At 70.5% G+C, this 22,273-nt stretch carries 16 protein-coding genes; 3 read left to right on the forward strand and 13 right to left on the reverse strand.

Going from position 1 to position 22,273, the window contains the following annotated elements; all coding sequences use genetic code 11:
• Positions 1 to 189: 189 nt before the first annotated feature.
• The 8 genes from BLR04_RS37730 to BLR04_RS37765 form a co-directional block, all read right to left on the reverse strand.
• A complete protein-coding gene (locus BLR04_RS37730; protein WP_143022401.1) occupies positions 190 to 2,505 on the reverse strand; it encodes a galactose-binding domain-containing protein in 2,316 nt (771 codons plus the stop codon).
• Positions 2,502 to 3,605, reverse strand: a complete 1,104-nt coding sequence (locus tag BLR04_RS37735) for a peptidylprolyl isomerase (RefSeq protein WP_143022402.1) — start codon at positions 3,603 to 3,605, stop codon at positions 2,502 to 2,504. The genes BLR04_RS37730 and BLR04_RS37735 overlap by 4 nt, the downstream gene beginning before the upstream one ends.
• 56 nt (positions 3,606 to 3,661) lie before the next feature.
• A complete protein-coding gene (locus BLR04_RS37740) occupies positions 3,662 to 5,074 on the reverse strand; it encodes an alpha-L-fucosidase (protein WP_218129323.1) in 1,413 nt (470 codons plus the stop codon).
• Entirely contained in the window at positions 5,074 to 5,253 is a 180-nt protein-coding gene (locus tag BLR04_RS37745) for a DUF6903 family protein (RefSeq protein ID WP_143022403.1), read from the reverse strand. The genes BLR04_RS37740 and BLR04_RS37745 overlap by 1 nt, the downstream gene beginning before the upstream one ends.
• A 23-nt stretch (positions 5,254 to 5,276) precedes the next feature.
• Complete coding sequence (locus BLR04_RS37750) at positions 5,277 to 6,170, reverse strand: carbohydrate ABC transporter permease (RefSeq protein WP_090773970.1); 894 nt, start codon at positions 6,168 to 6,170, stop codon at positions 5,277 to 5,279.
• A gap of 10 nt (positions 6,171 to 6,180) precedes the next feature.
• Positions 6,181 to 7,134, reverse strand: coding sequence for a carbohydrate ABC transporter permease (locus BLR04_RS37755; protein WP_090773971.1), 954 nt, complete (start codon positions 7,132 to 7,134; stop codon positions 6,181 to 6,183).
• 74 nt (positions 7,135 to 7,208) lie between these two features.
• Positions 7,209 to 8,531, reverse strand: a complete 1,323-nt coding sequence (locus BLR04_RS37760) for a carbohydrate ABC transporter substrate-binding protein (protein WP_090773972.1) — start codon at positions 8,529 to 8,531, stop codon at positions 7,209 to 7,211.
• 200 nt (positions 8,532 to 8,731) lie between these two features.
• A complete protein-coding gene (locus tag BLR04_RS37765; protein WP_090773973.1) occupies positions 8,732 to 9,754 on the reverse strand; it encodes a LacI family DNA-binding transcriptional regulator in 1,023 nt (340 codons plus the stop codon).
• Positions 9,755 to 9,837: 83 nt separating this feature from the next.
• On the opposite strand from BLR04_RS37765, the gene BLR04_RS37770 reads away from it, so the two are divergent.
• The gene (locus tag BLR04_RS37770; RefSeq protein WP_090773974.1) at positions 9,838 to 11,661 is read left to right on the forward strand and encodes a glycoside hydrolase family 35 protein; all 1,824 of its coding nucleotides are present in this window, start codon (positions 9,838 to 9,840) and stop codon (positions 11,659 to 11,661) included.
• Positions 11,662 to 11,665: 4 nt separating this feature from the next.
• Here BLR04_RS37770 and BLR04_RS37775 read toward each other — a convergent pair whose 3' ends face one another.
• On the reverse strand, positions 11,666 to 12,544 hold the full coding sequence (locus BLR04_RS37775) for an NmrA family NAD(P)-binding protein (protein ID WP_090773975.1): 879 nt from the start codon (positions 12,542 to 12,544) through the stop codon (positions 11,666 to 11,668).
• A gap of 94 nt (positions 12,545 to 12,638) precedes the next feature.
• Between BLR04_RS37775 and BLR04_RS37780 the strand changes: the two genes are divergently transcribed.
• Both BLR04_RS37780 and BLR04_RS37785 read left to right on the forward strand, forming a co-directional pair.
• Entirely contained in the window at positions 12,639 to 13,346 is a 708-nt protein-coding gene (locus BLR04_RS37780) for a TetR/AcrR family transcriptional regulator (RefSeq protein ID WP_090773976.1), read from the forward strand.
• A 172-nt stretch (positions 13,347 to 13,518) separates the two neighbouring features.
• Positions 13,519 to 14,307, forward strand: a complete 789-nt coding sequence (locus BLR04_RS37785) for an ion transporter (RefSeq protein WP_245740982.1) — start codon at positions 13,519 to 13,521, stop codon at positions 14,305 to 14,307.
• 2 nt (positions 14,308 to 14,309) lie between these two features.
• On the opposite strand, the gene BLR04_RS37790 is transcribed toward BLR04_RS37785, so the two are convergent.
• The 4 genes from BLR04_RS37790 to fdhF are packed head-to-tail and all read right to left on the reverse strand — an operon-like array spanning position 14,310 to position 22,149.
• Positions 14,310 to 16,229: a molybdopterin biosynthesis protein gene (locus BLR04_RS37790; protein WP_090773978.1), complete on the reverse strand. Its 1,920-nt coding sequence runs from the start codon at positions 16,227 to 16,229 to the stop codon at positions 14,310 to 14,312.
• Positions 16,226 to 17,446 carry a molybdenum cofactor synthesis domain-containing protein gene (locus tag BLR04_RS37795; protein WP_090773979.1) on the reverse strand — a complete coding sequence of 407 codons (1,221 nt, stop codon included), beginning with the start codon at positions 17,444 to 17,446 and terminating at the stop codon, positions 16,226 to 16,228. Before BLR04_RS37795 ends, BLR04_RS37790 begins: the two co-directional genes overlap by 4 nt.
• A complete protein-coding gene (locus tag BLR04_RS37800) occupies positions 17,443 to 19,188 on the reverse strand; it encodes an NAD(P)H-dependent oxidoreductase subunit E (protein WP_090773980.1) in 1,746 nt (581 codons plus the stop codon). Before BLR04_RS37800 ends, BLR04_RS37795 begins: the two co-directional genes overlap by 4 nt.
• Positions 19,189 to 22,149, reverse strand: coding sequence for a formate dehydrogenase subunit alpha (fdhF, locus tag BLR04_RS37805; RefSeq protein WP_090773981.1), 2,961 nt, complete (start codon positions 22,147 to 22,149; stop codon positions 19,189 to 19,191). It abuts the gene before it with no gap.
• Positions 22,150 to 22,273 lie beyond the last annotated feature (124 nt).

The following is a 22,273-nucleotide window of genomic DNA, read 5'->3' on the forward strand; positions in this document are numbered from 1 at the left end:
GTTCCCGGGAGCGGCGATCGCTCCCGACGACCATCAACTTAGGGATCAGCAAGCCCGCGTTCTGCGTACAAACGCACAGATCACCGCGAGCGTGCACAACGACACATAAAGGACCGGCCCTCCGGGGTTGCCGGAGGGCCGGGGGTGTCCCTTGTGGCCCTCCGGGGTGGCGGAGGGCTACATGGAGCGTCAGCCGTTGTGGACGGCGATCTCCGTCAGGGTCGGGGTGTACTGCTCCGTCGGGAGCTGCGCGGTGAGGGCCACACGCAGACGCGAGGTCGTCACGTCGCCGAAGCCCGTCATGGACAGGTCGTGGCCGATGCCCGTGTCACGGCTCGCGAACGTCACCCACGTGCCGCTCGCCGCGTCCCAGCGCTGCAGCTCGAACGACTGCACGCGGGGGTTGGTGCCCGAGTCGGTGAACTCGTCGAGGTACACCTCGTCGAACGTGGTGTCCGCGCCGAAGTCGACGTCCAGCGTGATGGGGTAGGCCGCGTCGTCGGCCGCCGCCCAGCGGGTGGTGGTGTCGCCGTCGGTCAGGTTCACGGCCCCGAGCGTGCCGTTCGCGCCCGGGTGGGTCGAGCTCGCGGTGACCGGCTTGCCGAGCGCGAGGTTCTCCCGGTTGTCACCCTGCTCGTTCTCGATCGGGTTGTCGTCGACCGGGTTCTCGACCTTCTTGCCGGCCTTGCTCTCGACGATGCCGATGTCGGGGGCCTTGCCGTAGTAGAGGTGCGTGCCGAGGAAGTCCTCGGTGCCGAGGTGCGGGTTGTAGCGGCCGGCGTCGATGAGCGGCGAGTTCTTGCGCAGCTCGAAGTGCTTGGCCGCCTTGCGGATGCGGTCGACGCCCGCACCGGTGACGTACTTGGCCGGGTCGCCGACGAACCCGGGGTCGACCCGCAGCCCGTTGGCGTCGGCCGGCTCCTGGTCGGAGTGCTGACCGCTCGCCTCGTAGTAGTCGTTGTTGGAGAACACGGCCTGACGCAGCGCGCCGGTGCGGCGGTACCACGGCGTCGACGCGGTCTTGGAGGTGTTGTAGAAGATGTTGTTCAGGAAGTAGACGCGGCTCAGGAACGTCTCGTCGTGGACGTAGTCGAGGTCGGCGCCGTCGTAGACGAAGGTGTTGTTGACGAAGTACGTCGGCGTGTAGTTCGTCGACAGCATGTTCTTCACCAGCACGCCGTTGTCGTTGACACTCAGGTTGTAGCGGGCGACGGAGTTCGAGCTGTTGCCCATGTACGCCATCCAGCCGGCGGCGTTGTCGTGCGAGTAGTTGAACTGGTACGTGACGTTGAAGTTCGTGTACTCGAGGTCCCACGGGGTGCCGTCGAACTCGTTGTTCGGGCCGCCGTACACCTCGTTGTACTGCATGACGGAGTCGGCGCCCGCCCACAGGTACAGGCCGCACGACACCGCGTTGTAGCGGGCGAGGAACCCGTTGACCTCGTTGTACTCGACGGTCATGTTCTTGGTGTCGGCGAGCTGGATCGCGCCCTGGCCGACGCTCTCGGCGTAGTTGTGGCCGATGTAGACGTCACGGCTGTACAGGTCGCGGGTGCGCACCCACAGCTGCTCCCAGCCCTCGTGGAACTTGCCGGTCTCGTCGTACTCCCCGGCGTCGCGGCCGTCGGCGTTGAACCAGTTGAACGCGAACTGCACGGCGTGCAGCTCCACCTTCTTGAAGGTGTTGTTCTCGATCCGGACGTCCTTGAAGTAGTAGCCGCCGGTGCCGTACTCCTTGTAGCTCTTCTCGCCGAAGACCTGGAAGCTGACGCCGCCGTAGTGGATCTTCTGCCAGCTGCTCGGGCCGTCGAGGTCGTGGACGTACACGTCCGAGATGCGGAAGTGGTCCATGATGCTGTCCGCGCCCGCCGGCAGCAGGTCGGCGTTGATCGTGACCGCGATGCCGTCACGGACGTACGACCCGGTGGTGATGTCGGTCGCGAAGTCGTCGTCGTTGGACAGCTCGACGTTGTTGATCTCGTAGTACTGCTGGTTGCGCAGCACGATGGCGCCGGTCAGGCCGACCGTCTCGGGGTTCTTGGTGCCGTCCGCGCGGAACGGGCTCGGCACGTTGCCGTTCGCCGCGATGTAGGGGCGGCCGGCGCGCTTGTCGCCGTACGCGGAGATCGTGATCGGCTTGCCGGCGGCGCCGGAGCCCTTCGGCCACAGCTGCTCGTCGTTCCACTGCTCGCCGGCCTTGAGCAGGATGCGGTCGCCGGGCTGGAACGTCGTCGTGTTCACCTTGGCGAGGGTCCGCCAGGCGTGCTTCGGCGAGGTGCCCGAGTCGTCGTCGCGGCCCTTCGTGGCGTCGACGTAGTAGTCCTTGCCGCCGGTCCGGTTCGGCGCGTTGCCCGGCAGGTCAGCCTTGGCCGCGACGGCGGGGCGGGCGGGGGCTGCCGCGGCGGAGGCCGCGACCGGGGCGAGCGATCCCGCGATCAGCGCGGTGAGCACGGCGGACAGTCCCGCGCGCAGCGCCCGCCGCGCGGGGGGTGTTGCAGATCTCAATGCTGTACATCTCCTGGATCGATGGTTTCCACCGCCGCCGTGTCGACCTCGGTGCGAACGGAGTCCACCCGGCGTCGGAGCAACTGGTCGAACTTCTCCTCCACGAGCGACTGCCGGATGCGACGGGAGTAGTCGGCGAACGCCGCGTCCTCGTCCACGGACTCGTCGGTGAGCTCGTAGTAGGTGATCTGGCCGTTCTCCGGGATCGGCCCGGAGATCTGGCCGGGTGAGAGCTTGGTGAGCACGGCCAGGAGGTCCTGGTCGTGCGCGGCCGAGCCGCCGCCGGTCTGGGTGGCGGTGGTGAGCCGGGAGCCGGGCGCGGTGACGCCGGACAGCTTCTTCGCGGCGGCCACCCGCCGCTTCAGGTCCTCGGCGAAGCCGGACGGCGCGCCGTCCGGCACGGGCACCACGAGCTTCCGGTACGTGTACGTGGTCGCGTTGGCGCTCCACGCGTCCCTGTCGGCGTCGAACGCCTGCCGCACCTCGGCGTCGGTGACCCACAGCGGGTCGCCGGCCCTGGCGCTGAGCCGCTGCTTGAGCAGGGTCGCCAGCTCGGTGAGCCGGTGCGAGTAGTACTCGTCGGGCGAGAACTCGGCGAGGCCGTACACGACCTCACCGCGGGCGATGGCGTCGGCCCGGTGGGCGTTCTCCTCGTCGAGCTCGGCGAGGAACGCGTCGTGGTCGACGGAGTCGACCAGCCCCTGCTCCTGCGCGAGGACGAGCGTGGTCTTGTCGCGCCTGACCTCGTCGAGCGCGCGGTCCTCCAGGCGCTGGAGCGCGGTCCTGTCGCCGGCGCGGGCCGTCCAGTCGGCGGCTCCCTGGAGGTGGTACTGGTTGCGCAGCTCGTTCTGCACGGTGGGCGCGAGCCGCCGCATGTGGAAGAGCAGCTCGTCGCGGGTGACGTCGTGCCCGTCGAGGGTGGCGACCACGTCGGCGCGCGGGACGAGCGCCGCGCCGGTCGCCACGAGGGCGGCGAGCGCGACGCAGACGCCGGTGACGAGCACGACCACCCGCCGCGACCGCCACCTCCCGCCGGGACCGGTGCCCGCCGCCTGCGCCCAGCCCTTGCGAGCCGGGCCCCTTCCGGTCGCCGGGGCCACGCGGGAAGCGCCCTTCCGGGAGCTTCCCGCGGCTCCTCTCGGGGAAGCGGCCACGCCTACAGGCCCGTCCCGATCGCGGCCACGCGGGCGACCACGGGGGTGTCGCGGAACTCGGGGAGCTCGACCCGCACGGCGTCGACCTCGGTCGGCGGGAACGTCAGGATGCGCTGGTAGCCGACGGCGTGCGCCTCGCCGAGCGTCGTCCACCGGCCGTCACTGCGCCCCTGGACGACGACGTGCTCGACGCGCTGCCCCTGCGTGATGTCCTCGCCGACGACGACCGCCTCGACCGGACGCGGCCGGTCGAACGCGAGCGTCACCGCGGGCCGCGCGTCGGCGTCGTCCGGACGCCACGGCGCGCTCCCGCGCTCCGGCCACGCGGTCGCGACGTCGCCCGGCTCCCCCGACGACACCGTCACGGCGGCCGCGACGCGGCGCTCACGGAAAGCGGCGATGCGCCGTCCGAGCGACTCCAGCACCGCCACGTCCGCCTCGTGGACGAGCCCGTCGCGGGCCGGCGGGACGTTGAGCAGGAAGCCGGCGTTGCCGCCGACCGACCGCAGGTAGATGGTGAACAGCTCGTCCACGGAACGGACGGCGCCGTCCTCGGCCGGGTGGTGGAACCAGCCGGGACGGATCGAGGTGTTCACCTCGGCCGGGTACCAGACCAGGTCGTCCTCGTGCCCCGCCAGCGCGGCGCGGCTGCCGAGGTCGCGCTCGTCGCTGCGGACGAGGCGGGAGAAGGTGCCGTCGTCCACCTTCTGCGACCGGTCGGCGATCCGCTCGGCGTCCTGCAGCTGCCTCGGGACCACGCTCCACTCGTCGGGACGGGTGTCGCCGGCCTCGTTGCCGCACCAGCGGACGTCCGGGCCGCACACGTTGATGACCGCGTCCGGCTGCAGCTCGCGCACCACCGCGTAGTAGCGGTCCCAGTCGTAGGTCTGCCGCTTGCCGTTCGGGCCCTCGCCGTTGGCGCCGTCCAGCCAGACGGAGAAGATCGGCCCGTACCCGGTGAGCAGCTCCCTGAGCTGGGCGACGTAGAAGTCGTCGTAGGCGGTGCCGCTGCCGTAGGAGGCCTCGGTGCGGTCCCAGGGCGACAGGTAGACGCCGAACTTCAGCCCGTGCCGCCGGGCCGCGTCGGCGACCTCGGCGACCAGGTCGCCCTGCCCGTCCCGCCACGGGGAGGCGGCCACCGAGTGCTTCGTGACCTCGCTCGGCCACAGGCAGAAGCCGTCGTGGTGCTTGCAGGTGAGGATGACCCCGGTCATCCCGGCGCTCTTGAGCGAGCGCACCCACTGGTCGGCGTCGAGGCCGGACGGGTCGAACAGGGCCGGGTCCTCGTGCCCCTCGCCCCACTCCCGGTCGGTCATCGTGTTGATGCCGAAGTGGATGAACCCGTAGAACTCCATCTCCTGCCACGCGAGCTGACGCCCGCTCGGCCGGACCGCGGCAAGCGCGCGCCCGTCCATCACAGATACCTCCGGTTGTACGAGGCGAGCACGGCCAGCAGTCCGGCCAGCCCGCAGAGCATGATCGCGAGGTTGCCCCACCCGACGGTCGTACGGGCGGCCACGACGGCCGCGACGCAGACGGCCGCGACGAGCGTCCTGGCGGCGACGACCAGCGCGCCGCGCGTCGAATCCTTCATGTAGATCACTCCTGGTGACGCCGTCAGCCCTTCACGCCGCCTGACGACATGCCCTCGATGAGCCGCCGCTGGATGATCGCGTAGAGGAGCAGGACGGGGACGATGACGATGACCATGCCGGCGTACAGGCGTCCGTAGTCGGCCGCCGCCTTCTGCGCGGTCATCAGGTTGAGCAGGCCCACCTGCAGCGTCTTGCCGTCGCCCGGCAGCAGGGTGAGGGCGATGATGAAGTCGTTCCAGTAGGCCAGGAAGTTGAACAGGATCACGGTGATGACGGCCGGGCGCGCGATCGGCAGCATCACCTTGGTCATGACCTGGAAGCGCGACGCGCCGTCCAGCGACGCCGCCTCCTCGTAGGAGGCGGGGATCGACCGGAAGTACGCGGTGAGCAGGTAGATGCTGAACGGGATCGACGTGGCCGCGTACACGAGCGACAGCACGGCCGGGTTGTCGATGAAGAAGCCTCCTGGCAGCACGTCGATGAGCGCGCGGTCCCAGTCGACCAGCATCAGGAAGATCGGCACGACGATGTAGTTGACGTTGACGAACAGCCCCGCGAGGAGCGCCATCTCGATGATCCCGCGGCCGCGGAACTCGTACCGGGCGATGACGTACGCCGCCGGCACCGAGACGGCGAGCACGAACACCAGCCCGAGCAGCGTCACCAGCACCGAGGTGAAGAAGTACTGGCCCATGTGGGCGGTGACGAACGCGTCGATGTAGTTCTGCAGGTGCAGGCCGTCGGGCAGCGTCCACGGGCTGCCGTAGAACTCGCTCTTCTTCTTGAGCGAGGCGAGCAGCACCCATGCGACCGGCACCGCGATGACGAGCGCGATCGCGATGACCAGGACGTACGTGAGCACCCGACCGGCTCTCGGCCGGTCGCCGCGGTTGCGAGGTGAGGTGATCGGGGTCATGGGGCTGTCCTCAGAACTGGAGGGGCTCGCGCCGCGTCGCGCGGCTCACCAGGAGCGAGACGAGGAACGAGAAGGCGAAGATGACGACGCCGATGGCCATGCCGTAGCCGTACGACGAGTTCGTGTAGGCCTGCTTGTACATGTAGCTGAGCAGCACCTCGGATGAGCCGTCCGGGCCGCCGCCGGTCATCGCGCGCACCAGGACGAAGCTGAGGTTGACGGCGCTCATCACGAAGAAGGTCAGCGTGGTGCGCAGGTTCTGCCAGATGAGCGGCAGGGTGATGGCGAAGAACTGGCGGGTGGTGGAGGCTCCGTCGAGCCCGCTGGCCTCGTAGAGCTCCTCGGGGATGCTCGCCATGCTCGACATGTAGAGGACCATGTAGTAGCCGAGCGACTGCCAGACCATGGAGATGGCGACCGACCAGAGCACGAGGTCCTGGTCGCCGAGCCAGACCTGTTGCAGGCCGTCGAGCGACAGCAGCCGGAGGGTGCCGTTGAGCAGGCCGTTCTGCTGGTCGTACACGGCGGAGAAGATCGCCGCGATGACCACGACCGACAACACGTTCGGGATGTAGAGGACGAACCGGTAGAGGTTACGTCCGCGCAGCCGCTGCCGCGTCATGATCGCGGCGAGGAACAGGCCGGAGCCCATCGTCACGACGGTCACGACGACCAGCAGCGCGACGGTGTTCTGGAACGCGCGGACGAACTGCTGGTCGTCGAAGAGCTTGACGAAGTTGTCGAACCCGACGAAGCGCATGTCCGGGGAGAAGCCGCTCCAGGTGAAGAACGACATCCGGAACACGTTCACGGTGGGGACGACCATGAACAGCACGAACAGCACGAGCGCGGGCAGCAGGCAGGCCAGCACGAAGCGGAGCTCGCCGCGCCGCCGTGCCGGGCGTCCAGCTGATCGCTTCGGTGCCGAGGTGTCCGAGGGTGGGGTGGAGAGAGTCGTCGCCATGCCGGGTCCTTGGGTAGCTCAGGACGTGTGGTGGGGGTGGCGGCGGCCCGGTGCGGCGGGCCGCCGCCGGTGCGTCAGCTGCCCGCCTGGCGGAGCTTCTCGCTGGCGTCGTTGAGCGCGGCCTGCCACTGGTCCTCGGTCTTGTCACCGCTGATGATGCTGTTGGCGGTGTCGAAGAGGGTGGCCTTGATGTCCACGCCGGGGACGGGCGCGGTGCTGGCGAAGCCGCCGACGAGCGCGGTGACCGACGGGTCATCGTAGACCTTGTAGAACTCGGCGTTCTCGCCGGACAGACTGCTCACGATGCCCTTGATCGGCTGGACCGCGTTCGACTTGGCGAAGATCTTCGCGGCCTCGTCCGAGTAGAGGTAGGCGATGAACTCCTTGGCGGCGTCCTTGTTCTTGGCGGCGGCCGGCACCCAGACCGACTCGACCGAGGTCGCGATGTAGCGCTTGCCGCCCTCGCCCGCGGCAGGCAGCGGCATGAGGCCCCACTTGAAGCCCTCGGCGCGCGGCGCGTCGGCCATCTCGCCGACGATCCAGGTGCCGTTCGGCATGAACAGCGCCTTGTTGTCGAGGATCGACTGCTGGTTCTTGGTGAAGTCCTGCTCGTTGGCGTACCCGACGGTGGTCGGCGCGGCGTAGCTCAGCAGCTTGGCGGCGATGTCGAGCGCCTGCTTGGCCTGCGGCGTCTGCCACACGCCCTGCTTGTACGTCATCACGTCGTTGTAGAACTGGTCACCGCCGACGTCGGCCAGCAGCGCGAAGAAGAAGGAGTCGAGGTACCCGGCAGTCGGGTACGTGAAGAGCGCGATGCCGTCCTTCTTGGCCTTGTCGCCGAGCGCCCACATCTCGTCCCAGGTGGCCGGGACGTCCCAGCCCTTCTCCTCGAACAGGCCCTGGTTGTAGACCAGCCCGGTCGGCGCGTAGTACATCGGCATGAGGTACGTCTTGTCGTCGCCGTACGGGTTGGTGTTGAGGTTGCCGACGGTGCCGTCGATGAGCTTGGCGCCGACGGTCGTGCTCTCACCCGGGACGTTCGCCTGGAGGACGGAGGACAGGTCCTCGACGGCCTTGTCCTTGACCAGCGTCTCGGTGAGCGCCGCCTTGCGGCCCTGGCCGAGCACCACGAGGTCGGGGTAGCGCCCGGCCTTCATGTTGGGGGTGATCTCGTCCTCGATGCTCTTCGAGATCTGCAGCTGCACGTCCACGTCGGGGTGCGCGGTCTCGTAGGCCTGGATGACCTGGTTGTACATGTCGCGGCCGTAACCGCCTTCGAGGGCGGCGACGCTCAGGGTCGTCTTGCCGGAGTCAGAGGCGCCCCCGTCGGCCCCGCAGCCGGCGAGCAGTCCGATGACGGCGGCCGCAGCGCCCGCCAGGACGAATGATCTCCTCATGGTTCTGGTGACCTTCCCGTGGACGTCTGCCCACCTGGGTGCGAGCGAAGGAACGGTCCGGACCGGCCGCGTCTGAGGGCACGCCGAGACGGCGCCGGGGATCTTGACCACGGTGACCGTTTCCGGACCTTGTTACAGTGGCATCGATAACATGGACGCGCAAGAGGGAGTTTACTCCTGCGACACGGGAAACTCTCCGCTCAGGACGAACGGGGCGGCGCGGTCGACGCGCGCACCGACAGCGACGCGGGCACGACGACCTCGGTGACACCGGCGTCGTCGCCCTCCAGCAGCAGGGCCACGGCGGCCGAGCTCGACTGGTAGAAATCCTGCCGCACGGTCGTCAGCGGCGGGCAGCAGTAGGCCGCCAGTGCGATGTCGTCGACGCTCACGATGGACACGTCGTCGGGCACCTTCCTGCCGTGCTCGCGCAGCGCGCGGATCACCCCGAACGCCATCTCGTCGCTGGCCGCGAAGACGGCCGTCACGTCGGGGATGCGGGCGAGGATCTGCCCCTGCCGGTAGCCGGAGTCGGGCGACCAGTCGCCCTCCAGCGGCGGCGGCGCCTCGATGCCGGCCTCGGCCAGTGCCTGCTGCCAGCCCTGCCTGCGGCGGCGCGCCTCTATCCACTCGTCGGGGCCCGCGACGTGCCACACCTGGCGATGGCCCAGGTCGAGCAGGTGCCGGGTGGCGACGCGCCCGGCCTCCTGCTGGTCGATGCCGAGCGAGCGGGCGCTGGAGGTGCGCGAGCCGTCGAGCGTGACGGTGGGGATGTCGCGCGTGATGTCCTCCATCTTCCGCGTCACCGAGATGAGCGGCACGGCGATGACGATGCCGTCGACGCCCTGGTCGGCGAGCTTGGACAGGGACCGCTCCATCATGCCGGTGTCGAGCGAGGCGATGGTCGCGATGCTGACCGCGTACCCGGCCTCACCCGCGGCGGCCTCGACGCCCGCGGTCACGGCCGCGCGGGAGTAGTAGCCGCCCGACTGCAGCAGCACGAGCCCGATGGTGTGGCTGCGGCCCGAGGACAGCACCCTGGCGGCGTTGTTGAACCGGTAGCCGAGCTGCTCGACGGCGGCGAGCACGCGTTTCCTGGTCTCAGGGGTGACGTTCGGGGAGTTGCGGAGGGCGCGCGAGACGGTCTGCGCCGACACTCCGGCGGTCTTCGCGACGTCGGCCATGCTGGGCTGTCGCGCGGGCCGCTCGGTGGCCTCGGTCATGGCGCTCCTCTCTCGGCAGCGATGATCAGTATCAATGATATCGGCCTTGTTACGTATGTCATCGATAACATAAGCTCACCGCCGTGACTCAGCTGCCCACGCCGGACTCCCCGGCCCTCACCGACGGCCCCACCCCGACCGACGGAGGGACGTCGAGCGCGCTCACGTGGCGCGGGCGGCGGCTGTACCGTCACGGCGTCCCCCACCGCATCCTGTCGGGTGGGCTGCACTACTTCCGCGTCCACCCCGACCTGTGGCGCGACCGCATCCGCCGGCTCGCCGACATGGGGCTCAACACCGTCGACACGTACGTGCCGTGGAACTTCCACCAGCCGCGCGCCGACCAGGCGCCGCGCTTCGACGGCTGGCGTGACCTCGAACGGTTCGTCCGCACGGTGGGCGAGGAAGGGCTCGACGTCGTCGTCCGGCCAGGGCCGTACATCTGCGCCGAGTGGTCCAACGGCGGCCTGCCGAGCTGGCTCACCGGCCGCGACGTCGCGATCCGCAGCAGCGACCCCGCGTTCACCGACGCGGCCGGCCGCTGGTTCGACGAGCTGATCCCGCGCCTCGCCGCGCTCCAGGCCTGCGAGGGCGGGCCGATCGTCGCCGTACAGGTGGAGAACGAGTTCGGCAGCTACGGCGACGACCACGACTACCTGCGGTGGAACCGCGCGTCGCTGAGCTCGCGCGGCATCCGCGAACTGCTGTTCACCGCGGACGGCCCCACCGAGCTGATGCTCGACGGCGGCACCCTGCCCGGCACCCTCACGGCCGTCACCCTGGGCTCCAAGCCGGAGGCCGCCCGCGAGCTGCTGTCGTCGCGGCGGCCCGACGAGCCGTTCGTCGTCGCCGAGTTCTGGAACGGCTGGTTCGACCACTGGGGCGAGCGGCACCACGTCCGCGGGGTGGAGAGCGTCGTCCACACGCTGGAGGGCATCCTCGCCGACGGCGGCAGCGTCAGCCTCTACATGGCCCACGGCGGCACCAACTTCGGGCTCTGGGCCGGCGCCAACGAGAGCGACGGCCGACTGCAGCCGACCGTGACGAGCTACGACTCCGACGCCCCGATCGCCGAGGACGGCGCGCTGACGCCCAAGTTCCACGCCGTGCGCGAGCTCCTCGGCGTCGACGGACCGGTGCGGGTGCCGGAACGGCTGCCCACCCTGCCGCCGGCGACCGTCCCGCTCGTCCACCGCGCCGACCTGCTGCCCGGCCTGCGCGCCGTGCCGGCGCCCACCTCGACGAACCCGCGTCCCGCCTCGTTCGAGCAGCTCGGTCTGGACGCGGGCATGGTCCTGCACACGGCACACCCCCGCGTTCCCTCGGGCAAGCAGCAGCTGCGGCTCACCGACGTGCGTGATCAGGCCTTGGTCTTCGCCGACGGCGTCGAGGTCGGCTCCGACCTGGTCCTGAGCGGCGCGGGGGCGCCCGTCCGGCTGGAGGTGCTGGTCGAGAGCCTCGGCCGGGTCAACTACGGGCCGTTCGTCGGCGGCCACAAGGGGCTGCTCGGCCCCGTGCTCGTGGACCGGCGGACGGTGCAGGGCTGGGAGAGCACCCCGATCGCCCTCCAGGAGTGGTCGGAGGCCGACCTGGCCCGCGCGGTGGCCGCCGGCCCCCCGGCCACGGACACCGGCTTCGCCGTCGCGACCCTCGACGTCGACACCCCCGCCGACACCTTCCTCGCCCTGCCGGGCTCCGGCCGCGGCCTCGTCTGGGTCAACGACTTCCTCCTCGGCCGCTACTGGAACATCGGGCCGCAGGTCACGCTCTACTGCCCGGCCCCGCTGCTGCGCGAGGGCGCGAACACGATCACCGTCCTCGAGCTTGAGCGTCTCGGCACCACGCTCGAGCTGCGCGACCGCGCGGAGCTCGGCCCGACGGAGGAGTACATCGAGGAGTTCGACTGACCGCTCAGGCCAGGACGACGGGCTTGAGCACCTCCTGGCACCACTGGCGGAAATCGGTGGGGGCGGGCGCGGCGAGCGCCCGCCGCTCGGCGTCGTAGATGCCGTCGCTCTGGGCGGCGGCCATGTCGACCAGGCCCTGCGCCCAGGCATCGCTCATCCCGTACCGCATCATCGTCGCCTTGTACGTCTCGCCGTCGACCTGCTGGAAGCGGACCGGGCGCTCCAGGACCTCCGACAGGACCTGCGCCATGTCGTTCGGGGACAGTGAATCGGGGCTGATCACCGGGACGGTGTCCTGCCCTGACCAGAAGTGGTCGGCCAGGAGACGAACCGCGGCCGCGGCGATGTCGCGGGTGGCGACGGTGGCCAGCGGGCGGTCCGCGGTGTTCGGCATGAGGAACATCCCCCGCGCCCTGAGCGTCTCGGCCTGGTTGAGCAGGTTCTCCATGAAGAACGGCATGGCCAGCGCCCGGTAGGCGACCCCGGTGCTCTCGATCATGTCGTCCATCGCGAACGCGGGCGACAGCAGTCCGGCGTGCCTGCCGTAGGAGCGGCCCAGGCTGGTGACACCGACGACACGCTTGACGCCCTGAGCCTTGACGGCGTCGCGGAGCGGGCGGGCGAAGCCGAGGTAGTGCTCCAGGATGTCGTCGGCACGCGGGTCCGGCGGAACCAGACACATGACGCTGTCGGCCCCCTTGAGCGCTTCGGCGAGAACGTCGGGGTCACGGTGGGAGCCAGGGACGACCTCGGCGCGCTCCCGCGCCTTCCTGGTCAGCCGGTCGGGGTCGCGGGCGATCACCCGGACGTTCTGCTCGCCGTCGAGCAGCGCGTCGAGAACCCTGCTGCCGATCTGACCGGTGGGGGCGGTGATGACGATCACGAGGGACCTTTCTGTAGCTGTTTCCGACGCTAACAGTGGCATGTTAGCGATGCGCAGGCAAATCGCTAACACGGTCTCGTTATCATTGGAAACCGTGAAGACCGATCGCTCCGCCCCCGCGGAGAACAACCGTGAACGGATCATCGCGGCCGCCACCCGGCTGCTCGCGGAAGAGGGACGTGAAGCGGTGTCGACGCGCGCGGTGAGCGCCGCGGCCGGCGTCCAGGCGCCGACCATCTACCGGCTCTTCGGCGACAAGCAGGGTTTGCTCGACGCCGTCGCCGCGCACGGCTTCGCGAGCCACCTCGCACGCAAGAGCGCTCTTGATCCCACGGACGACCCGGTGGAGGACCTGCGCGCCGGCTGGGACCTCAACACCGAGTTCGGCCTCGCCAACCCGTCCCTGTACACCCTCATGTACGCCGAGCCCCGCCCCGGCGGCCCCCCGCCCGCGGCCGTCGCCGCACTGAAGGTTCTCGCCGCACACGTCCGCAGGATCGCCGAGGCCGGACGCCTGCGGATCGACGAGACGCGCGCCACCCACCTGATCCACGCCGTGGGCGGAGGCATCACGCTCGCCCTCATCGCCACCCCAGACGGCCGCAGGGACATGAGCGTGTCGCACCTGGCGCGGGAAGCGGTGATCGCCGCGATCACCACCGACGCCACCGCCACGACGGCTCCGGGCCCCGCAGGGGCGGCAGCCGCACTGCGCGCCTTCCTTCCCCAGGTCGACGTGCTGACCGACGGCGAGCGCGGCCTTCTCGCAGAGCTGCTGGACCGCATCTCCACAGCCGGATGACGCCCACCACGACGGACAGCTGGAGTCACCACTGGTTACCGTTCGGCTACATATGGCAGACGCGGTCTGGCACCGATGTAAGCGGATGATTACGTTCGGTGCCGACGGATGATCCGGTCACGGATCGACGACGACCACTCCGGGAGCTGAAGCGTTGCCCGATCGACAGCGTGTGCGTGCCTTCCTGTCCGCCCCGCGTACCGAACGAGCGATCCTCGTCCTCATCGTCCTCAACGGGATCACGATCGGGCTCGAGACCTCGACCTTCCTCGTCGACCGGATCGGCGGGCTCCTCCATCTCGTCGACCAGGCGGTCCTGATCGTCTTCGTCGTCGAGATCGCGGCCCGTGTGTACTCCCACCGCGGCGCGTTCTTCAAGGACCCGTGGAACTGGTTCGACGCGATCATCGTCGGCATCGCGCTGATCCCGGCCTCCGGCCCTGCGTCGGTGCTGCGGGCCCTGCGCATCCTGCGCGCGCTGCGCCTGGTCTCTGCCGTCCCCAACATGCGCAGGGTCGTCGCCGCGCTGCTGTCGGCGATCCCCGGCATGGCGTCCATCATCGGCCTGCTCCTGCTCACCATGTACGTCTCGGCGGTGCTGGCCACCGTGCAGTTCGGACCGACCTCGCCGGAGTACTTCAAAGACCTGCCGACGTCGCTGTTCACCCTCTTCCAGATCATGACGGGCGAGTCGTGGCCGGAGATCGTCCAGCAGGTGATGACCCAGCACCCCTGGGCCTGGCTGTTCTTCGTCGTCTACATCCTGGCGTCGTCGTTCGTGGTGCTGAACCTCTTCATCGCGGTCGTGGTCAACGCCATGGACGCCCAGACCGTATCGGCCGAGGAACGCGAGACCGACGAACGGCTCACGGCGCTCATGCAGGAGCTCGCCCGCCTGCACGCGAAGATCGACTCGCTGCAACGTCCCCAGGAGCACGGTGCCCCGGCGCAGACGACCTGACGTCAGCGGACGCGGCGTCCGGTCTCGGCGCAGGAGTAGCCGCCGAGCGCCTCGACCTGGGCGCGGAAGTCGTCGCGCGCCAGCAGTTCCCACAGCGGCGCGAGCAGGTCGTCCGCCAGCGCGTCCGTCCGCACCACCAGGTCGTACGGCTCCTGCGCCACCGGGACGAAGTCGAGCCCGAAGGCGCGGGCGGCGGCCAGGATGCCGAGGCCGGCGTCCGCGCGACCGGCGGCCACGGCCGCGGCCACCGCCAGGTGGGTGTGCTCCTCACGGGAGTAGCCGCTCACCTCGGCCGGGTCGATGCCGAGCCCCGCCAGCTCGTGGTCGAGCAGCGCCCGGGTGCCGGCGCCGCGCTGCCGGTTCACGTAGCGCAGGCCGGGCCGGGTCAGGTCCTTCACGCCGTCCAGTTCGAGCGGGTTGCCGGGCGCGACGATGAGCCCCTGGTCGCGGTGGACCAGCCGGATCACGGCGACGTCGGCGCCCGCGCCGAGCAGCCGGTCGACGTACGGCAGCGTGTACTCGCCGGTGGACGGGTCGAGCAGGTGCGAGCCCGCCACGTGGCACAGGCCGTCGCGCAGCGCCACGAGGCCGCCCAGCGAGCCGACGTTCGACGAGGCCAGGGTGACCAGCGGATCTTTCGCGCGCAGCGCGGAGGCCGCGAGGTCGAGCACCAGGTCGTGCGAGCCGATGGCGACGATGGTGCGGCCGATCTCGGACAGGCCGCGCAGCAGCTCGACCCGCACCCGTTCCCCTGCGTGGTGGCCCTCCACGCCCGACGGCACGACGAGCAGGCCGTCGGCGCGGACGAGCGAGGTGAGCACGCCCGCGCCACGCGGCAGCGGGGTGGCGACGAGCCGGTCGCCCACCTGCCCGAGGCGGACGCGTACCCAGTCGTCCATGCCGATGGCGGACGGCAGCTTGCGCGCCAGGTGCGCCGTCGCGACGGGACGTTCCTGTGGCGCGGCTCCCTCCAGCTCGGCGAGCGCGGGAGCGGCGAAGATGTCGAACGTGAGCGCCGCCGAGACCGGGTAGCCCGGCACGCCGATCACGGGCGTCGCCTCGACCGCGCCGAGCACGACGGGATGACCGGGCCGCACGGCGACGCCGTGCACCGCGACGACACCGGCCCCCGCGACCACCCGGGAGGTGTAGTCGTCGCGCCCGGCGCTGGAACCCGCGATCAGCAGGACCAGGTCGGCGTCGCGGGTGGCCTCGCGCAGCACCTCGGTGATGGCCCGCGGGTCGTCGGGGACGATCGCGGTGACCCGGGCCTCGCAGCCCGCCTGCCGCGCCTGCGCGGCCAGCATCATCGAGTTGGTGTCGAGAATGTCGCCGGGAGCGAGCTCCGCGCCGATCGGCCGGATCTCGTCACCGGTCGGGACGATCACCACGCGCGGCGCGCGCCGGACCCCGAGCTGGACGGCTCCGGCGGCGGCGCAGGCGGCCACGTCGACGGGACGCAGCCGGTGGCCCTCAGGGAGCAGCAGCTCACCGGCGCTGATGTCCTCGCCGATGGAACGGACGTGCTGGTAGGGAGGGACGGCCGCGCGCAGCTCGGCCTCCCCCTCCTGGGTACGGTGCACGTGCTCCCGCATGACCACGGCGTCGTAGCCGTCGGGCAGCGGGTCGCCGGTGTCGACGACGTCGAAGTCACCGGGGGCGAGAAGCACCGGGCTCGTCTCGGACGCGCCCACGGTGTCGGCGGCACGCACGGCGATGCCGTCCATGGCCGCGGAGTCGAACGCGGGCGAGGACCGCACCGCCCACACCGGCTCGGCCGTCACCCGTCCGACGGCGTCGCCGACCGGCACCCGGACCACGCCGACCCGGGCGGGGCACCCCGCCGCGGCGCGCGCCTCGCGCCAGACGGCGAGGGCCTGCGCGGCGGGGACGTCGGAGACGAAAGGACTTGCTGCGCTCATCGGTACAGGACGACCTCTACTTCGGTGCCCGCGTCCAGCCCGGTGGCCGGTTCGGGCACGATCACGTATCCGTCGGCGCGGGTGAGCACCGACAGCAGCGCCGACGGGCCGAAGATCGGCTCGGCCACGCCGCCCGAGAGACCGACCTGGACCACGTCGAGCCGGCCCGCCGCGGACGCGAGGTCGCGCGACAGCCGCGCCCGCGTGCTGGGCTGCGGCGGCGGGGCCTCGCACCCGGCGATGCGCCACACCAACGGTACTCCGACCTGCCCGAACACCACCAATGCGGACAGCGGGTTGCCTGGCAGCCCGATGAGCGGCACCCCGGAGCACTCGGCCAGCAGCGTGGGCTTGCCCGGCTTGATCGCGATGCCGTGGCACCAGACGTCGCCGACGGCGGCCACCGCGCCGGCCGTCTCGTCCCGCGCCCCGACCGACGAACCCGCCGACACGACCACCAGGTCGGCCTCGTCGAGAACCTCGGCCAGCCTGGCCTTGAGCGCGCCCGGCTCGTCGGGGACGATGCCGGCGATCACCGGCTCGCCGCCCGCGTCGGCGACCAGCCCCGCGAGCGCGGAGGCGGTGGCGTCACGCACCTGACCGGCCGCGAGCTCGACCGTGCCGGGCGGCACGACCTCGTCGCCGGTGGAGATGATCACCACGCGCGGACGGCGGTGCACGGCGACCGTCGTCACACCGGCGGCGGCGAGGAAGCCCAGGTCGGGGGCGCGCAGCGGCCGTCCGCCCGGCGCGAGGACACCGCCCGCCGCCACGTCCTCGTCGGCGCGGACGATGCCGCCGCCCGGCGCGACAGGACGGGTCACCTCGATCGTGCCCGGCATCGTCTCCGCGGTGTACTCGACCATGACCACCGCGTCGGCGCCGTCCGGGATCACTCCCCCGGTCGGCATCGCGACGCAGCCGCCGGCCCGGACCGCCACGGCCGGCGCCGCGCCCATCCGCACCGCGCCGAGCAGGTCGAGGTAGGACGGCAGCCCGTCGGACGCGCCGTAGGTGTCAGCCGCCCGTACGGCGAAGCCGTCCACGGTGGAACGCGCGAAGCCCGGCAGCGCGGCGGGCGCCGTGACGTCTGCGGCGGGCACCCGGCGCAGCGCCGCGGACAGCGGGACGTGCTCGACCGGGGTGCGGCGCGCGGGCCGGAACCCCGCCCGCACCTCGGCCAAGGTGCGGGCGGTGAAGAACTCCCTGCCGCTCAACGGTCCGGCTGCTCGTCGGAACCCTCGGGCCGCGGCTGCGGACGCGCCGCCGCGGCTCCCTTGTCGAGCCCGAGCACGGACACGACCGGGCCGAGCGCCACCTGCCCGAGCCCGCAGATCGACGTCTTGCGCATGGTCTCCTCCAGCTGCAGAATCCTGCCCCGCTGAGCATCGTCGAGGGTGGAGGACCCCGAGTCGAGCGCGCCGCGCAGCAGATCGTGCGCCTTGGTGGAGCCCACCCGGCACGGCACGCACTTGCCGCACGACTCGTTGCGGAAGAAGCGGAGCACGTTGGTCGAAGCGGCCAGCAGGTCGGTGCCCTCGGCGAGCACCACCATCGCCCCCGAGCCCAGCATGGTCCCTGCCTCGGCGAGCGTCCCGAAGTCGAGCGCGAGGTCGAGCTTGTCGGGGCCGATGAAGTTGGACGACGCGCCGCCCGGCTGCACGGCGCCGACCTCGGCGCCGCCGAGCACGCCCCCGGCCTCGTCGATCAGCCGGCGCACCGTGGTGCCCATCGGCACGCAGTACACGCCGGGGTTCTCGACGTGACCCGACACGGCGAAGAACTTCCAGCCGACGGAGTCGCCCGCGCCCTGCTCGGCCCACCAGTCGGCGCCGCGCTGCAGGATCACCGGCACATCGGCGAAGGTCTCCACCGAGTTGATCAGCGTGGGCCGGCCGTGCAGGCCGTAGTTGCCCGGGAAGGGCGGCTTGTTGCGCGGCTCGCCCCGGTGGCCCTCCATGCACTCCAGCAGCGCGGTCTCCTCGCCGAGGATGTAGCCGCCGGGCGAGACGAAGATGTCGAGGTCGAGGCGGCGGCCGCTGCCGCAGGCGTTCTCACCGATCACACCGGCCGCGCGCAGCGCCTCGATCTCCGCGTGCAGCACGCGCTCTTCAGGGCCGTACTCGTGCCGGATGAAGATCCAGCCCTGCTCGGCGCCGACCACGGCCATGCCGAGCAGCAGGCCCTCGATCACCAGGTGCGGCTGGTCGGTGAGGATCTGGCGGTCCTTGAACGTGCCCGGCTCGGACTCGTCGGCGTTGCAGATCGCGTACTTCACGCTGCCCGGCTCGGCGGCGGCGACCAGGCCCCACTTGCGGCCGGTGGGGAAGCCGGCGCCGCCCATGCCGCGCAGGCCCGACGCCTCCAGCGTGGCGACCACGCTCTCGGCGCTCAGCTCACCCGCCAGCAGCGCGCGCAGGCTCGCGTACCGGGTCGAGACGTCCGATCCGGCCGGGTACGGGTCGTTCGGCCAGGGCTCGGCGCGTCCCGTGACCGTGACCTCGTCCAGTTCGTCCTGCCGGGCGGCGGTGACGAGCGTGTCGACGTCGGCGACCGGCGCCGGGACCTCGTTGACGGCGAGCGCCGGGGCGCTGTCGCAGCGGCCCAGGCAGGACACCTCGACGAGCTCGATCTCCGCGTCGTCGCCGTAGCGCTCGCGCACCTCGGCGATCCGGTCGTCGGCCTGGCGCAGCCAGCACGACAGGTCATGGCACACGTTGACCGCGACCTTGGCGGGCGGCGTCGTGCGGAAGTGCGGGTAGAACGAGATCAGGCCCTCGATCTCGTAGAGCGGCCGCCGCTTGGTGCGGGACAGCTCCTCCAGCTCCTCACGCGGCAACCAGCCGAGCCGCGCCTGGATGGCGTTGAGGTCCGGGATCAGCGACGGACCGGGGAACTTTCCGGCCCGTGCCTCCACACCCGGCACCCGGGGACGTCCCAACTCGAAACTCAGGGTCATTCAGACACTTCCCATGTTGCTGAGGAGCTGCGCGTCTTCCACGCTCGTCGCCTCGACCTGAACTGCGCAGAACTTGAACTCGGGGATCTTGCCGTACGGGTCGATCTCGTCGATCGTCAGCAGGTTGGCCGCCGCCTCCCTGAAGTGGAACGGGATGAAGCAGTTGCCCAGCTGCTCGCGGTGTGAGATGCGTACCTGCAGCTCGATGGCTCCGCGCCGGGACCGTACGCGGACCACCTGGCCGTGCGACAGCCCGCGGTCGGCGGCGTCCTTCGGGTGCATGTAGACCTCGGCGACCGGCGAGATCGAGTCGAGCGCGTACGAGCGTCTGGTCATCGAGCCGGTGTGCCAGTGTTCGAGCAGGCGTCCGGTGTTGAGCACCAGCGGGTACTCCGCGTCCGGCAGCTCCTTCGCGGGCAGCCACTGCGCCGGGACGAGGTGGGCGAGCCCGTCGTCGGTGTTGAACCGATCGTCGAACAGGACCACGGCCCCGTCGGAGTGCTCGGGGTCCTCGTTGGGGTAGAGCTTCCCGCTCAGCCCCAGGTTGTCGTGGCGCAGGTTCTTGTACGACGGCATGAGCTCGACCATCTCGTCGAACACCTCGCTGGGAGAGGCGTACGACCAGTTGAGCCCGATCCGCCGGGCGATGTCCTGGATGATCTCCCAGTCGACCCTGGCCTGGCCGGGCGGGTCCATCACCTTCCGCCCGAGCTGCACGCGCCGGTCGGTGTTGGTGTAGCTCCCGTCCTTCTCCAGGTACGACGACGCCGGCAGGATGACGTCGGCGAACTCCGCGGTCTCGGTGAGGAAGATGTCCTGCACCACCAGGAAGTCGAGCTGCGACAGCGCCTTGCGCACCTTGTTGATGTTGGGGTCGGACAGGAACGGGTTCTCGCCGAGCATGTACATGCCGCGCACGCCGCCGGGCTTCAGCACCGACCCGATGATCTCGGTGACGGTCAGGCCGCGGTCGGGGTCGAGCTCCGTGCCCCAGGCCTCCTCGAACCGCCGGCGGGTGGCGTCGAGGTCGACGCCCTGGTAGTCGGGGTAGAACATCGGGATCAACCCGGCGTCGGAGGCGCCCTGCACGTTGTTCTGCCCGCGCAGCGGGTGCAGGCCGGTGCCGGGACGGCCCACGTTGCCGGTGATCGAGCACATCGCGATCAGGCAGCGGGCGTTGTCGGTGCCGGTGGTGTGCTGGGAGATGCCCATGCCCCAGTAGATGACGCCGGCGTCGGCCTCGCCCCAGACCCGCGCGACCTCGCGGATGAGGTCGGCGTCGACGCCGGTGATCTGCGCGGCGCGCTCCGGCGGGTAGTCGTTGACCGTGCGGACCAGCTCTTCGAAGCCGGAGACGCGGGCCTTGATGAACTCCATGTCTATCAGCCCGAGCCGGATCACCTCGTGCATGATCGCGTTGTAGAACGCCACGTCGGTGCCGGGCTTGACCTGGCAGTGGTAGTCGGCGTGCTCGGCCACGGTGTTGGCGCGCGGGTCGACGTAGATGATCTTCGTGCCGCGCCGGCGGGCCTGCTTGAAGAAGGAGCTGGCCACCGGGTGGTTCGCCGTCGGGTTCGACCCGGTGATGATCACGACGTCGGCGTTGGCGACGTCGCCGTACGTGGTGGAGACGGCGCCCGAGCCGACGCCCTCGAACAGCGCGGCTACCGACGAGGCGTGGCAGAGCCGGGTGCAGTGGTCGACGTTGTTGGTGCCGAACCCGGCCCTGATCAGCTTCTGGAAGAGGTACGCCTCCTCGTTGGAGCACTTCGCCGAGCCGAATCCGGCGATGGCGCCGGGGCCCTGCTCGGCGTGGATCTCCATCAGCCGCCGGGCGATGAGGTCGAGCGCCTCCTCCCAGGTGGCCTCGCGGAAGTGCGGCAGCACCTCGTCGTAGTCGACCAGGCCGCCGGGCTTGCGCCGGCCGTCCCTGCCGTTCTTGCTCAGCTTGTTGCCGCGTCCGCCGCCGCTGCGGTTGCCGCCGGCGCCGGCGCGACCCCGGTCGTTGTCGGTGTCGCCGCGGACGTCCGCCGACAGCGCGCCCTTCGGGTAGGACGAGTCCTTGCGGATGAGGGGCACGGTCAGGCGCTGCGGCGAGGCCGCGTAGTCCCAGCCGTAGCGGCCCTTGACGCACAGCCGGCTCTGCGAGCCCGGCTGGTCGCGGCCCTCGGCGAAGGCGATGGCGCCGCGTTCGCGGTCGACGTAGTAGGTGAGGGCGCAGCCGACGCCGCAGTACGGGCAGACGCTGTCGACCGCGTCCAGCTCCTCGCGGGGCCTGATGGGGATGTCGTTGATCGGCTTGTTGGTCAGCGCGCCGGTGGGACACGCCTGCACGCACTCACCGCAGGTCACGCACGAGCTGGCGCCCATCGGGTCGTTCAGGTCGAACGCGATCTTCGTCGAGTAGCCCTTGCCCGAGCGGCCGATGACGTCGTTGCCCTGGATGTCGTCGCACGCCCGTACGCAGCGGTCGCACAGGATGCACGCGTCATGGTCGACGGAGATCACCGGGTTGGAGACGTCCAGACCCCGGCCCGAGCCGCACGGCAGGTCGGTCGTCTCCTTGGCCACGTCGAACCGGTCGGCGAGGTCGAGGAGCAGGTTGTCGCCGGTGGTCGTCTCCTTCGGGTCGTCGGCCCGCGGCGGCTGGTCGGAGATCAGCAGCTCGGTGAGGGTGGCGCGGTTGCGCCGCAGCTCAGGGGTGTCGGTCTTGACCTGCATGCCGTCCTCGCAGGGACGCACGCACGCGGCGGCGAAGGTCCGCCCGCCGGTGTCGACCACGCACATCCGGCACACGCCGACAGGGTCGTAGCGTTCGTTGTGGCACAGCACCGGGATGTCGACGCCCACCTGTTTGGCCGCGTCGTAGATGGTGGTGCCCTCCGGCACGGTGACGGCTTGGCCGTCGATATCCGCTGTCACGGTGCGGACGGCCGTCTCCGGCTCTCCGAGAATCGTCATCTCAACCCCGTCAGTCGAGCGGTTAGAGCGCATACAGAATACGGCATACAATTTTGCGCTGCAATATTAGATGTCACCTAATCCGCACATTCGTACTTATTCAGGTGTTAGTACCGAAATAGGC

This window comes from Nonomuraea maritima (assembly GCF_900100395.1).
In the GTDB taxonomy this organism is placed as follows: domain Bacteria; phylum Actinomycetota; class Actinomycetes; order Streptosporangiales; family Streptosporangiaceae; genus Nonomuraea; species Nonomuraea maritima.

Bases quoted from the DNA above. Each gene is read 5' to 3' on its own strand.
- BLR04_RS37800 (WP_090773980.1), bottom strand. From the start codon at position 19,188: ATGACCCTGAGTTTCGAGTTGGGACGTCCCCGGGTGCCGGGTGTGGAG.
- BLR04_RS37745 (WP_143022403.1), bottom strand. From the start codon at position 5,253: ATGAAGGATTCGACGCGCGGCGCGCTGGTCGTCGCCGCCAGGACGCTC.
- BLR04_RS37765 (WP_090773973.1), bottom strand. From the start codon at position 9,754: ATGACCGAGGCCACCGAGCGGCCCGCGCGACAGCCCAGCATGGCCGAC.
- BLR04_RS37740 (WP_218129323.1), bottom strand. From the start codon at position 5,074: ATGGACGGGCGCGCGCTTGCCGCGGTCCGGCCGAGCGGGCGTCAGCTC.
- fdhF (WP_090773981.1), bottom strand. From the start codon at position 22,149: ATGACGATTCTCGGAGAGCCGGAGACGGCCGTCCGCACCGTGACAGCG.
- BLR04_RS37755 (WP_090773971.1), bottom strand. From the start codon at position 7,134: ATGGCGACGACTCTCTCCACCCCACCCTCGGACACCTCGGCACCGAAG.
- BLR04_RS37790 (WP_090773978.1), bottom strand. From the start codon at position 16,229: ATGAGCGCAGCAAGTCCTTTCGTCTCCGACGTCCCCGCCGCGCAGGCC.
- BLR04_RS37760 (WP_090773972.1), bottom strand. From the start codon at position 8,531: ATGAGGAGATCATTCGTCCTGGCGGGCGCTGCGGCCGCCGTCATCGGA.
- BLR04_RS37750 (WP_090773970.1), bottom strand. From the start codon at position 6,170: ATGACCCCGATCACCTCACCTCGCAACCGCGGCGACCGGCCGAGAGCC.